At 51.9% G+C, this 12,953-nt stretch carries 12 protein-coding genes; 2 read left to right on the forward strand and 10 right to left on the reverse strand.

The annotated features are described in order from the left end of the window. Positions 1–48: 48 nt before the first annotated feature. The 10 genes from KA369_09125 to KA369_09170 form a co-directional block, all read right to left on the reverse strand. A complete protein-coding gene (locus tag KA369_09125; protein ID MBP7736118.1) occupies positions 49–897 on the reverse strand; it encodes a 3-oxoacyl-ACP reductase FabG in 849 nt (282 codons plus the stop codon). 132 nt (positions 898–1,029) lie between these two features. Further along, positions 1,030–1,800, reverse strand: coding sequence for a 3-oxoacid CoA-transferase (locus tag KA369_09130; protein MBP7736119.1), 771 nt, complete (start codon positions 1,798–1,800; stop codon positions 1,030–1,032). A gap of 10 nt (positions 1,801–1,810) precedes the next feature. Beyond that, entirely contained in the window at positions 1,811–2,824 is a 1,014-nt protein-coding gene (locus tag KA369_09135) for a CoA transferase subunit A (protein MBP7736120.1), read from the reverse strand. An 86-nt stretch (positions 2,825–2,910) separates the two neighbouring features. Beyond that, on the reverse strand, positions 2,911–3,921 hold the full coding sequence (locus KA369_09140; protein ID MBP7736121.1) for an amidohydrolase: 1,011 nt from the start codon (positions 3,919–3,921) through the stop codon (positions 2,911–2,913). Positions 3,922–3,959: 38 nt separating this feature from the next. After that, positions 3,960–5,360, reverse strand: coding sequence for an NADH:flavin oxidoreductase (locus tag KA369_09145; GenBank protein MBP7736122.1), 1,401 nt, complete (start codon positions 5,358–5,360; stop codon positions 3,960–3,962). A gap of 119 nt (positions 5,361–5,479) precedes the next feature. Beyond that, positions 5,480–7,042: a long-chain-fatty-acid--CoA ligase gene (locus tag KA369_09150; protein ID MBP7736123.1), complete on the reverse strand. Its 1,563-nt coding sequence runs from the start codon at positions 7,040–7,042 to the stop codon at positions 5,480–5,482. Positions 7,043–7,059: 17 nt separating this feature from the next. Then, the gene (locus KA369_09155; GenBank protein MBP7736124.1) at positions 7,060–8,223 is read right to left on the reverse strand and encodes an acyl-CoA/acyl-ACP dehydrogenase; all 1,164 of its coding nucleotides are present in this window, start codon (positions 8,221–8,223) and stop codon (positions 7,060–7,062) included. Between the two features lie 155 nt (positions 8,224–8,378). Continuing rightward, positions 8,379–9,206 (reverse strand): enoyl-CoA hydratase/isomerase family protein, encoded by an 828-nt coding sequence (locus tag KA369_09160; GenBank protein MBP7736125.1) that lies wholly within the window; start codon positions 9,204–9,206, stop codon positions 8,379–8,381. A 10-nt stretch (positions 9,207–9,216) separates the two neighbouring features. Further along, a complete protein-coding gene (locus tag KA369_09165; protein ID MBP7736126.1) occupies positions 9,217–9,630 on the reverse strand; it encodes a Zn-ribbon domain-containing OB-fold protein in 414 nt (137 codons plus the stop codon). A 2-nt stretch (positions 9,631–9,632) separates the two neighbouring features. Further along, positions 9,633–10,811, reverse strand: coding sequence for a thiolase family protein (locus KA369_09170; GenBank protein MBP7736127.1), 1,179 nt, complete (start codon positions 10,809–10,811; stop codon positions 9,633–9,635). A gap of 387 nt (positions 10,812–11,198) precedes the next feature. Here KA369_09170 and KA369_09175 point away from each other — a divergent pair, with 387 nt between their 5' ends. Both KA369_09175 and KA369_09180 read left to right on the forward strand, forming a co-directional pair. After that, positions 11,199–12,053 (forward strand): MerR family transcriptional regulator, encoded by an 855-nt coding sequence (locus KA369_09175; GenBank protein ID MBP7736128.1) that lies wholly within the window; start codon positions 11,199–11,201, stop codon positions 12,051–12,053. Then, entirely contained in the window at positions 12,053–12,910 is an 858-nt protein-coding gene (locus tag KA369_09180) for a MerR family transcriptional regulator (protein ID MBP7736129.1), read from the forward strand. The genes KA369_09175 and KA369_09180 overlap by 1 nt, the downstream gene beginning before the upstream one ends. Positions 12,911–12,953: the final 43 nt, after the last annotated feature.

Here is a 12,953-nt window from a genome sequence, read left to right on the forward strand (position 1 = left end):
ATTGTTATCCTGACCCGTAGCAAGCCTCCACCAGCGATGCACCTGGTTTCAAAACTTCAACAGATCCAGTCCGCCCGTGACCGGCAGTGCCGCCCCGGTAATGAATGATGAAGCCTCTGAGGCGAGAAAAACAACCATCTGCCCTATCTCTTCCGGCTGCCCGAGACGGTTCAACGGCGTTCCTTTTTTGATTCTTTCAGTTGTTTCAGGAGGCTGCAGTTTAACGGCTTCAGTCTCGATAAAGCCGGGACAGACGGCGTTGACCGTAATGCCGAATTTGCCGCCCTCGATGGCCAGCGATTTAGCCAGACCGATAAGGCCCGCCTTGGTGGCACCGTAGGATGGCTGGAGCCAGGCGCCCATGAGGCCGGCTATTGAAGAAATATATATGATCCTGCCCCAGCCTTTTTCCTTCATCGCGGGCCATACCGCTTTGGTGCAGTTAAAGGCTCCGGTGAGGTTGACGCGCAGGTCCCGCTCCCATTTCTCGATCGTCTGGTCTTCAAGCTTTCCAAAATTGTCCATCACCGCCGCGTTGCTCACAAAGATGTCTATCCCTCCGTATTCCCGTTCCGCTTTTTCGACAACACTTTGTATATTGTCCGTAGCAGTAACATCAAGTTTCATGGCAATCGCATGGCCATACATTTCGCAGATTTCACGAGCAGTCTGCTTTGTTTTGACGGCGTTGGTCCTGGCAAAATGACCCGCGAGGGGGCTGTACTCGGCAAGTTTATCCGGATCATTATTATGATCCTCGATCAGCAGGTCCGTTACGACCACGGTTGCGCCGGCCCTGCCCAGGCAAAGTGATATTTCGCGGCCAAGGCCTCTTGAAGCGCCGGTGACAAGGGCTATTTTGCCATTAAGGATTCTCGATCCATTTTGTCCTTGCATGATAATAACTCCTCGTTTGTGTTATCCAGCCATCTTTCCGAGTGCATTCCTCCGCATGTTTGCAATGAGATTCAAATCTGCATAAACAGGCATCACCAATCCCAGATCTTTCGGAAATATCATATTCCCTCCTCATCTACCAATGATATAACGATTCGGATCCACCTCTTCCCTCAAAATCCGCAGCTCTTCATCTTGCGGCGGTTCCGTATCGGCAATCGTCTCCGCCCAGAGGAGCTCGAATCCGCAATTATCCCGGATATCTTTCCTGCCATACCCCGGGTTAACGGACAAAACCTTCATTCGCCTGGTCTCATCATCGAAACCCATGATTGCCATGTTGGTGATGATCCTGTAGGGACCGGTCCCCCGGGGAAGGCCGGCATCGTATCGGGATGTGCCGCCGGTGAGGTATCCCGGCGAAGTAATGAAATCCAGCTTCCCGGTAAAACGCTTGTTGTCCTGCGGCGTCATCATCATGGTACGCCAGCAGAGGGATGCCAGGTCATTGGCGCCCCCGGACCCCGGAAAACGCACCTTCGGCTTCGAGTGGTTATCCCCGATCATGGTGGAATTGATATTTCCGTACATGTCGATTTGCGCTCCGCCCAGGAAGGTATAGTCCACCATTCCCCGCTGGCATGTCTCCATGACGTCAGGCATGGAGCTGGCCAGGATAGCCTTATGAAATGTCCGGGAGTCGCCCACCGATATCGGCATCGCCGGTAGTATCGGCGCCACGCCGCCGGCCTCAAACATAATGGTAAGGTTCGGGGAATGGGTCTTCTGCGCCACCATGGCCGCCGCGCAGGGAGCGCCGGTGCCCACAACGACGGTCGCGCCGTCTTCAAGGTTCCGGGCCGCAATGCATATCATGAGTTCCATCGGATTGTAATCTGCCATGATTATTTTCCTATTTACTATCGATCAGATTTTCAACTGCCCGCAGCTTCATCATTTTCTCAATGCCTCCGTTCAGACTGAGATATTCATAGAAGTCGCATGTTTCCATAATCTGTTTCTTAAAGAAATCCTTGAATGCGACAGGGTCCTTTTCGATGGCAAGCCATTGTTTAAGATATTCTTCGTCAGAAAAATACTCGTAGGGCATGTTGCCCGGGTAGCTTCCATAGGGCACCTCGATGACCGCGTCCACGCTCCAGAAGGGGATGAAAGTTGCGTGCGGCTGGCGCCTGATCTCCTCGTTGGGAACAATACGCTCGGTGGTAATGACCACTCGCTTCGCAGCTTTTGCAAGGTCCTGGTCTGAGACCGAAGCGCCATAGACCCGGGCATTGCCGTACACGTCGCATTCGTGCACATGGATCGCGGCAAAGTCCGGATACAGGGCCGGGTGCGCCGCATATTTTTTCCCGGTAAAGGGGCACAGGATTTCCTTTGAGGCGCTGAACGTGAAGGTATCCGTGCCCATGATATTCCTGGCCGGAATAAATGAAAGACCCATGGCTGCGGCCTTGATCCGCCATGACAGGGTGGCATTGGTCCATTCGGTAAGCTTGATGGCACCGCTTTCGACGGCGCGCCGCGAGCTTGGCGAAAGGCCCCGCGCCTCGAGGCCGATGATATAGGCGATATCGAGCCGGTCTATGCAGCCGCCGCCCACCAGTATCTGCATGTCGTGCGTCGCCGTATGGCCGGCGAAGGCCAGGTTCTTCTTTTCCTGGCGGCATATCTCATGTAAAATTGCCGTGGGTATCCTATTGGCTCCGAATCCGCCTATGACAAGATAGTCGCCGTCGTTCAGAAGGGTCTTTACCGCCTCCCGTGCCGTAGTTACTTTATTCACCATGGCGCGGGTTTTCCCCCTGAAAAACTCTCTTGCCGTATCCGGATCAGGATCGGAAAACAATTCATTGGATCCCGATTTGAGAATTACATCATTTTCTTGCGCTAATTTTTGATTCATTTATATACTCACTTCCAGACCTTTATCAAGAAATACCTGCTATGCCGGCATTGTTTATCCGGCATCGCCGGCATGGCAGGCGTCATCTATGACTTGATCCGCCGCTTCGTCGTATCGATCCCCATGAGCCGCCCCAGGTTACCGCCGAAAATTTTGGCGCGATCTTCATCCGTGATGGGCTGATACCCGTAATCGTCCTGCATATCCTCCGGTATCTGGAACTCCTGGAGGCCCTTGACCGCTCCCATTACCTGCGCGCCGAAGCCGGCGTAATCGGTACCCCAGGTAATCTTATCCGGGCCGACGAAACGGATCGCCTCTCCCAGGAGACGAGCAAATTTGCGTGGCGCGGTTATTGCCCAGGGCACCAGGAGGCTCAGGCAGATATAGACATTGGGATGTCCCAGGGCCACCATGTTGAGCACGTCAGCATAGGGATATCCCATGTGAAAGGCGTTGATCTTCAGATCCGGGAAGTCCCGTGCCACATCATCGAGCTGCTCAGGGTGGCAGTACTTGCTCTTTCCGGGCGGCACCCACACCATGCCGGTGTGAAAGTCGAGGACAATTCCCAACTCCTGCGCCTTCTCGTAGAACGGCCAGAGGTCCGGGTCGTTCATGTACGTGTCTTCAGGCGAATAGTACTTGAATATCTTCGCGCCCCGCTCCTTCACCCAGTACTCAAGCTCCCAGATGGCGTTTTTCACGCCACGCTGTTTGATCGGGGATATGTTGGGCTGGTACATGAACCGGTCGGGGTTCGTTTCAACGATCTTCGCCATGTCGCCGTTGGTGCACCACCGGCTGGTGAACCCGGTGGTGTCCATCATGGACTCGGGCAGCAAACAGGCAATATCAACCCCGTACTTATCCATTGCTTTGAGTATGTTCTCCGGCGTGGCATTTTTCTCCATCTCCCATGCTTCTATACCGCCTGCAAATTTGCCGAGAAGCTTCGGCGGCGCCCCTGTCATCAAGGGCCTCTTTATATTGTCTATGGCCCGCCACCACATCTGCACGCCGGGAAAATGGTTCACCGGGCCGATATCGCCGATGAGATGACATTCAGGATCAATTTTGAAATAGTTATCTTTCATCTATAGTATCCTCCTGGTCTGGATTTTAAGGGGCCCCTTTATATCTGCGGAAGGCCTGCCGCTTTTTTCTTAAACTTTTCGACCCTTGATTCAAGCTTCGATCCGTTCAGCCACAACTCGGGGAACTGACGCTCCCTGCCCGCGGTCGGGTTCACCGAACAGGTGATCCATTTATTGAGCATGAAGTGCATATAGCATTGCTGGCAGCGGCTGCATTTCACGATATCCTCGACCCTTCCTTCCTTGACTTTCACCGGCCAGAAGGGGTCCGCTATGGACTGGCGGCCGAGGGACACGATGTCCACTGACTGTTCCGTAATGGCCTTAATACATTCATGGGGTGTAACGAAATTGGGAACGATGGTCGGCAAACCTGTCGCGTCCTTGAACCCCTTTGCCCAGCGGGTGAAATCGCCTTCCCCGTAGTACGCGAAGGTGCTTCCGGAAGTCTGATAACTACCCTGGGAAACGTCGATGGCATCGACCCCCGCCTCCTTGCACAGAGCCGCAACCTTGCACTGGTCTTCATGGGAAACCCCTCCCGGCTGGAGATCGTCGCCGCTTAGCCTGCACCAGACCGGTCTGTCATTGCCGACCTTTGCGCGGATCTTCCGTATGATATTGGTGAGGAAACGGGCCCTGTTTTCCACGGTGCCGCCATATTCATCAACCCGCTTGTTCATCATTGGAGATAAAAACTGATGTATCAGATAACCGTGGGGGCTGTGAATTTCCACTGCGTCAAATCCAATGCTGAATGCGGCCTCGGCCTGGGCGGCCATTCGGCCTTCCAGCTCCTTGATCTCTTCAACGGTAATTTCACGCGGAGCCTCGCGCCAGATGTTGTGATAGAGAAAATCGGATGTTCCCATGACCATTTTTTTGATATTGTTCTGGAATTCCTCGGAGAAATAAACTTCATCGGGGATCTTTAATAACTCGTCAAAATTCGCATCCGCGCCTGTCGTTTCCTTTATATTTTTCTTTATCTGGCTCATCCATCCCTTGTTCCCCAGTACGTTTCTCAAATCGATATGGAGCGGTACCGCCGAAGGGGCGGCCGGGTATACGCTCGGATTGCTGACCGGCGGATGTCCCTGCCTTCCCCAGCCCGGGCTGAGCTGGATGCATATTTTACATTTATCATAGGAATGAACTGTCTCAACTACCTTGCTCCAGAACCGGTAATAACGATAATCGGTCAGGTGCGAAACGTTCATGGTGTCTCCGCCATACCATTCATGGGGATTGATCATGACCGCCTCGGTGATGAGCAAGCCGAACCCGCCCCGCGCGCGCGTTGCGTAATGTGCAAGCACCTGGTCTCCCGGGTACCCCAGCGGATCGGTATACCCCATGTTCATGGGCGCCATGGCGATACGGTTTTTTAATTCCAGGGATCCGATTTTAATAGGCTCAAAAAGCTTGTCGAAATTCATAATGTCTATCCTCCCTTATATTTTTTACCCCCTACCTTTCGACGGGGGAGGGCCGGGTTGGGGTGATCAAATACTGGAACACCCTCCCCTTACCTCTCCCATCAAGGGAGGGGAATGTTTCAGCCGATCATTTTTTCTTTTCCTTCCCAAAACTTCGCTTTGATGTCCTTCTTAATTATCTTGCCGACAATGGTCTTCGGGATCGAATCCCAGAAGGCCACGGCCTTGGGGCACTTATACCCCGCGAGGCTCTTTTTGCAATGCTCGATAATCTCTTCCTCCGTGGCTTTTTCTCCGGGCCTCAGCACCACCACGGCCTGCACGATCTCGCCCCATTTCTCATCGGGAGCGGATACAACCGAGCATTCGAACACTGCCGGGTGCTGATAGATCACGTTCTCCACCTCCGCCGGATACACGTTCTCTCCGCCGGAGATGATCATGTCAGCCTTCCGGTCCGTCATGTAGATGAATCCGTCCTCATCCATGTACCCGATATCCCCCGTGTGGTACCAGCCGTCGATCAGGGCGGCCTTGTTCGCCTCGGGGTTCTTCCAGTACCCCATCATGATATGCTTTCCCTTTGCGCAGATCTCCCCCATCTCACCCGGCTTCAGCGTATTGTCCTTATCGTCCACGATTTTCACCCGTGAGCAGGGGGAAGGATTGCCCGCGCTTGTCAGATATTTTGATTTTGGCCCTTCCAGATAATGGTCTTTATCATCAAGCATACTGATGGCTGCGCCGGCAGTTTCCGTGGCGCCGTATCCCTGGCAGAACTTATTTCCGAATTTCTTAATGCATTTTTTGAGGACCTCCGTCGGGAAGGGACTCCCCGCGTAGGAGCAGACCCTGAGGCTGGAAAGATCGTATTTCGACACATCGGGGTTATCAACCATCCACCCGTAAATGGTTGGGACCAGGTTTATATGTGTGCATTTCTCATTCTGTATGAGCTCAAAAATTCTGGCCAGGTTAGGCTTCCTGTTGATGCACACCTTCCCATAAACCAGGAATATCGCGAGGATCGGCCACCAGGATACATGGAATATGGGAAGCACGTAGCAGGTTGAATCATGTCTGGTTAATGCCATGGCAATGGCCGCGGTTAAACCCGACAATACACAACTTCTGTGATTCAACATGACACCCTTGGGAAGGCCTGTCGTACCGCCGGTGTACATGAGAACCGCCAGGTCATCTTCCTGCACGTTAAAGAGGTCTTGGTCCGGCTCCGCATCTGAAGATTTTTCAAGAAGCTCTTCATAATTAAGAAATCCTCCGACGGGATTATCCAGAGTTATCCACTGTTTGATGCCCTTCAGCTCGCCTTTCATCCCGCCAACGCGATCCTCGAAACTGTCGCCCACCACGAAGAGTGTCGCCTCGCAGTGATTGATGATATATACCAGCTCATGGTCTCCCAGCCTGAGATTGATGGGCGTCACGCACATCCCTATCTTGGCCGCGCCAAAATACACCTCCAGATACTTCGAGCAGTTATCCGCCATAACGCAGAGTCGATCGCCCTTTCCGTATCCCAATTTTATCAACGCATTAGAAAACCGGCTGACCCGATTGTTGAATTCGCGATACGTCAGCCTCGTATCTTCATATACAACGGCAATTCTATCAGGGAAAAATATGGCCCCATTCCTGGGAAGATCTCCTAGTGTATACATACATTGCCTCCTTGTTATTATGCCCAGGACTTGGGCAGTCCCTGGAACTGCATCAGCATATTGCGGCTCATCTCGTTTGATATGGGTGAGAACTGGATCTGGTATGCGTCCCGCAAAAACATGGATACCGGGTATTCGCTGCAGATGCCGTATCCGCCGAATATCTCGGAACCGAATGTGCCCGCGTGCCTCGCCCCCTCGGCGGCGACAAGCTTCGCCATGGTTGCTTCAAGGTGATACGGCTTCTTGTTGTCGCAAAGCCAGGCGGATTTGTATGTGAGGTTCCGGGAATTCTCCAGGTTGATGTACATGTCCGCCATATAGTTCTGCAGGATCTGGAACCGGCCTATGGGCCCGCCGAAGGCGGCGCGCTCCTGAACGTATCTCATGCACGCCTCGTAGATGGCCGCTATGATTCCCACGCCCATCATGGCTACGCCGATGCGCTCCGGGTTGAGCACCGTCATGATCTCGTAGAAAGCATTTCCCCGGGTGCCCAGCATGTTCTCCTTGGGCACCTCGACGTTATCGAAGAATATCTCCACCGATTCGCAGTGATGGCAGCTTATCTTGCCGATTTTATTGATGGTTATTCCCTTTGACTTTCCCGGCACGATAAAGGTGGTCCAGGACTTAGCTTTCTTCGCGTCCTTCTCGGTCTTGCAGATGGTCATGAGACCGTCCGCCACATGGGCGCCGGTGATGAACACTTTCTGGCCGTTGATCACGAAACGGTCGCTCTTCTCTTCCGCCGTTGTTGACAGGGCGCCGAGGATGTCCGTGCCCCCCGCCGGTTCGGTCAATGCCATGCAGGTCTTGTACTTGCCCTCTGCTATGAGGGGCAGGTACTTCTCCTTCTGCTCCTTTGTTCCGAGCTCGGCGATAAACCGCACGCCGAAGCCGCTGGTGACGCCGGTCGCCAACGCTATCGACATCGACTTTTTACAAATCTGCTCGAAGGCGAGCATTATATCAACCTGGCCGAGCCCCTGCCCGCCATACTCTTCGGGTATCGCGGCGCTGAAGAGACCCATCTCAACAAATTTTTGCCAGAGTTCATCAGGGGGGAAATCAACATTCTCGTCCATCCAGCGCACGTACTCCCAGTTCAGCTCCTTTTCGCAAAAGGCCTTGAATGTATCCTGAATGATCCGTTGTTCTTCAGTTAATCCGAAATCCATGATAGTTCTCCTATATTTACCTTATAAACCCCTCACCCCCGGCCCCTCTCCCATTAAACTCTGGAAAAAGGAGAGGGGAGTTCGGACCTCACTCTACTCCCCCTCTCCTTTCATCATTTCTAAATGGGAGAGGGGGCTGGGGGGGGGTGAGGGCATTACTTCTTAACATCCGACGCCACGTTCGCCGCCTTCTGGGCGTTGACCAGGTCCTCGGGCTTTTTCCTGAAGTTGTCCATGACCGCCTGGATGTCAGGGGCATACACCAGCCACTGGATCGCATTCCGCTCCAGGGCAAGGGCCGCATCGATGCTCCCGCATTCGAGGGACTTCGCCATGACCTCCTTGCCCATCCTGATGGCGATCGGTTTTTTTGCAGCCAGGTTCGCCACCACCGCCTCAAAATCCTTTTCAAAGGTCTCATCGGGAAACACGCGGGTGAGGAAGCCCATCTCGTACATCTCCCTGGCCGGATAGTCCTTCCTGCCGCTGTAGATGATCTCCCGCGCCCTGAATATCGGCATGGAGCGGGCGATGCGCACGGTGCCGCCCCAGCCCGGGAGTATTCCCATATTTATCTCGGTAGTGCCAAGCTTCGCGGACTCGCACGCGTAGATCAGATCACACATGAGGGCGAGCTCCAGGCCGCCGGCGAGGCAGTAACCTTTGATCTTGGCGACTACGACTTTCTCGCACTGCTCGATGGCCTTGTTGATGTCGTACCCGTCATGGGCCAGCCAGTTGATAGAGCTCTGGTGCTCGCAGAGCGATGGGAACACTGAAAGGTCCCCGCCGGTGCAGAAGGATTTTCCCTCGCCCGACAGGACCACGACGGCGACTCCGCTCTCTTCCCTCACGCGCCTGAACGCATGGAGGAGCTCAGCAGCCATTTCCCGGTTGATGGCGTTCTTCTTATCCACCCGGTTCAGGGTGATGTGACAAACGGTACCCTTGATTTCATAGGTGATCGTTGTGTACGATTCCATGACCGCCTCCTTATTTCTTCACCGGTTTGAAGTAAGGCATGTAGAAGTTCTCCCGCTGGGAAAAGGTGACTTCCACATCCATACCGATCTTTATATCCTTCGGATCGCAATCGACGATCCTGGTCATCATCCTGATCCCCTCCTCCAGGTCTACATAGGCGACCGTGTAGGGAAGCTCGTCCATGAACCGGGGCTCCACCATGCTGTAGGCGGTGGAAAATGTAAAAATCTTCCCCTTGCCGCTTGCCTCGATCCAGTCCAGCTTATCCGACCAGCACTCGGGGCAGTATTTGCGCGGATAAAAGATCTTCGAACTGCAATCCTTGCAGACCTGTATGAGAAGCTTTCCCTGTTTGGTCCCTTCCCAGAATTTTTGAGACCAGGGCTGTACTTCCGGTAATGGTTTTGTCATGTCAAAGCTCATGGTTATTCCCTCCCCCAGATGGTGGCTATGTTGTTGAACCCGGACCCGCCGGCCGTGTTCTGATATACGTATTTGCAGTTCTTTACCTGGCGCTCGCCGGCCTTGCCCATGAGCTGCCGCGCGGTTTCGACATAGGTAGCCGCGCTCACACCGGACCCGGTATGGCCCCTTCCCGGCGCGTCGCCGATCGTAGACCAGGGAATGTCGCCGCCGAAGGACATGCGTCCCTGTAAAAAGTATTTACCCGCCTGGCCCTTGGGAGCCACTTCCAGCGCTTCCGCCATGATGGGATGGCCGAGGGGATAGGCCAGGTAGCAGTTCCAGATGCTGACATCTTCTTTCCTGATGCCGGCCTGCGCCATGGCTTCCTTTGCGGTAACCTTGAAGCCTTCGGCAACCCCGTTGAAATCGCGGAGAATGGGACTGCCGCTGAAGTATCGTACCGATTCGCCCAGCTTGTACGCCGCGGGCCTCTTCATTTTTTTCGCGTCCTCGGCGGAGACGACCACCATGGCGCATCCGCCGTCAGCGGTGATGTTGCTTTCCCGTTTGTGAAGAGGAGTGTTGAGAAGATCCGATTCCAGCACCTTCTTGACTGACGGAACTTCTTTACCGTAAAATATCGAATTCGGGTCTTTTGACGCCCAGCTGCGGAGGGCGGTCACGACCGAGGCCATTTCCTCTTCAGTGCATCCTGTTTCATGCATAAAATGGTTCGCCATCATTCCCATGATGATGTTGTACGTGGATCCGTAGGGATATTCCCACTGGAGGTCGACGCCGGCCCGGGCGAAGAAATTCACCACATCGGGGAGCGGTATGGTCGAATGGACCGTAACGTGTGGAATCAGCACGGCTTTTGCAATACCGCTCTCTATCCACTGTTCCGCCATCCTGATGCAATTGGAAGTGGACGCGCCGCCGGCGTTTATTACCACGCTGTCCTTGACCCCCTTGAGGCCCAGTTCCTCCGGCAGCTTCCCGAAAGAGAGCTCCCCGGTGAGCCGCTCCTGCGCCTGGGGCGATACGATCACGGTGCCTTCGATATCATTCTTATGAAGACCCGAATCCTTTACCGCTTGCATACAGACTTCATAGAGGATGTCCCATCGTGTGCGCTCCGGCATGGTGCGCGTGGGAACTTCCCCAATGCCGATAATCGCTATCTTTCCTTTACTCATTTTTATTTCCTCCTCCACGGCACTTATCGAATTATTATTGACGATACCGTACCGTATCATATTATTGCTTTACAATACAATACTAATAAGTACTGGTTGATATCGTCAAGTGAATTAATTAAATTTTTTTGTTTTAGGGAAAAATCAGAAAAGAAGTGAAGAGGTCTATTATAGAATTCGTTGTTTTCGGGTTTATGGGGCGGAGCCCCTTAAAAAGACCCCACAGTGCCATATTTAAGTTGCATTCTTATCATAATGACATAATTTTGCTTAAAATAACTAAAAAGACATGGAAATGAACCTACTCTGACACCATTATTGCAAAGATAGGAAAATCTACATTAACAAACTATACAATAATTTATTTTTGTTAATATAAAAATACAAATGAGTATCAAAGAAAATATAACCATATCAGAGCTTTCCCGTTTATGTGGGATCCCGACATCAACAATCCGGTTTTACCTGCGGGAAGGTCTTATCTCACCACCTCAAAAAAAAGGAAAGACCAGGGCTTATTATAACAATGGCCATATTAAACAGTTAAAAACGCTCAAACAGCTGCGCAGTAAAGATAAGCTATCAATTGAAGAAATTAAAAGAAATCACTCTATCTCATTGAACACGGCAGATAGTGTTATCGGACAATCCCAATCATTAGACAGAAAGGACGATATTATCACGGCCGCAATAGAGTTGTTCAGAAGCAAGGGATACGACGATATAAGCATCAACGACATCGCCGAGAAATCAAGCATAAGCAAAGCCACCTTTTATAAACATTTTTCAGATAAGGAAGAGCTTTTTTATGAATGCGCCGACAGAGTGTTCTATGATATTGACAGGGAATTCAATGAGCTCCTCAACGAAAAAGACGTTATCAAGCGATTGAGCTTGCGGGGTTCCCTATTTATTAAAACCCACCGGCACATGATAGATATGCTTCAACTCGTGCGGGGGACTTCTTCGGGGTTAGAGGCTAAAAACAGGCTGAAGCTCAACCGGATTATCGCAAACCTTGCCGGCCCTATCGCCACCGATCTGAACGATGGCATACGGCAGGGCTTTTTCAAGGAAATGAACACGCATATAGTGGCCCACCTGCTCATGGGAGTTGCCGAATACGGGATTTATTTTTGCGATGGGAAAAGCAGTGATGAGATTGATCAATTTATAAATAGGGGAATAAGGGTAGTACTCAATGGCATCATGCAGAATCAAGAAATTAACCGGAATGAGTAATGGCTGCAACAGCGATGAATTCGATCAATTATTATAAGATGTCAGAGCTTTCACGGATCTCATCAACACCGATACCCACGATCCGGTTTTATATAAAGGAGGGGCTTCTTCCCCCCGCCATCAAAACAAGCAAAACGGCGGGGTATTATACAGACGACCACCTGGAACGTTTAAAGATTATTAAAAAAATGCAGACGGATGAACAAAAACCCCTTGCATTGATAAAAGAGGAGCTCGACCGAAGGCCTTACGCGTCCGCCCCCGACGGCGATACGGTTATCGCGTCCAGCGAAAAAAGAAACGCCATCGTCGCGGCTGCCGTGGATCTTTTTCTCAATAATGGGCTGGGAGAAACCAGCATTGATGATATTGTAAATAAAGCAAGCATTGGAAAAGGCACTTTCTACAAGTACTTCAAGGACAAGGATGACCTGTTCTTCCAGTGCGCCGATTCCATATTTTATAAAATGTACAGTCATGTCTGGCAGGAAATCAAAGACGAACGCGATATGACCAGGCACCTGTTCAAGCGAGGCGACGCGTTTTTCGAGTCATATCCGAAATGGATAGATATGATGAACCAGGTCCGGCGCGCATCGATCGGCAGCAACCCTTTTTATAAAGATAAATTTAAAGCTATCCTTGACCAGATAATCAAGCCAATCGCGCGGGATATCGAAGCTTTAAAGGTGGAAGGAAAAATAGAAAAAGATCTGGACTGCCTCGGCGCCGCGTACATGCTCATGGGCATGACGGAATATGCCGCCTGGCTCGCGTATAACGGTGATTGCAATACAGAAGAGATATCCATGACATTGCGGGACTTAATTAACAATGGTATAGGGAAAAAACAGTAAATCGAACCTATAGTAACCGCCGGTCCCACCCGACAAGGAAAAA

The sequence above is a fragment of the Spirochaetota bacterium genome (assembly GCA_017999915.1).
Lineage (GTDB): Bacteria > Spirochaetota > UBA4802 > UBA4802 > UBA5550 > RBG-16-49-21.

Coding starts and splice junctions, on each gene's coding strand:
- KA369_09125 (MBP7736118.1), bottom strand. CDS start 897: ATGCAAGGACAAAATGGATCGAGAATCCTTAATGGCAAAATAGCCCTT.
- KA369_09130 (MBP7736119.1), bottom strand. CDS start 1,800: ATGGCAGATTACAATCCGATGGAACTCATGATATGCATTGCGGCCCGG.
- KA369_09135 (MBP7736120.1), bottom strand. CDS start 2,824: ATGAATCAAAAATTAGCGCAAGAAAATGATGTAATTCTCAAATCGGGA.
- KA369_09140 (MBP7736121.1), bottom strand. CDS start 3,921: ATGAAAGATAACTATTTCAAAATTGATCCTGAATGTCATCTCATCGGC.
- KA369_09145 (MBP7736122.1), bottom strand. CDS start 5,360: ATGAATTTCGACAAGCTTTTTGAGCCTATTAAAATCGGATCCCTGGAA.
- KA369_09150 (MBP7736123.1), bottom strand. CDS start 7,042: ATGTATACACTAGGAGATCTTCCCAGGAATGGGGCCATATTTTTCCCT.
- KA369_09155 (MBP7736124.1), bottom strand. CDS start 8,223: ATGGATTTCGGATTAACTGAAGAACAACGGATCATTCAGGATACATTC.
- KA369_09160 (MBP7736125.1), bottom strand. CDS start 9,206: ATGGAATCGTACACAACGATCACCTATGAAATCAAGGGTACCGTTTGT.
- KA369_09165 (MBP7736126.1), bottom strand. CDS start 9,630: ATGAGCTTTGACATGACAAAACCATTACCGGAAGTACAGCCCTGGTCT.
- KA369_09170 (MBP7736127.1), bottom strand. CDS start 10,811: ATGAGTAAAGGAAAGATAGCGATTATCGGCATTGGGGAAGTTCCCACG.
- KA369_09175 (MBP7736128.1), top strand. CDS start 11,199: ATGAGTATCAAAGAAAATATAACCATATCAGAGCTTTCCCGTTTATGT.
- KA369_09180 (MBP7736129.1), top strand. CDS start 12,053: ATGGCTGCAACAGCGATGAATTCGATCAATTATTATAAGATGTCAGAG.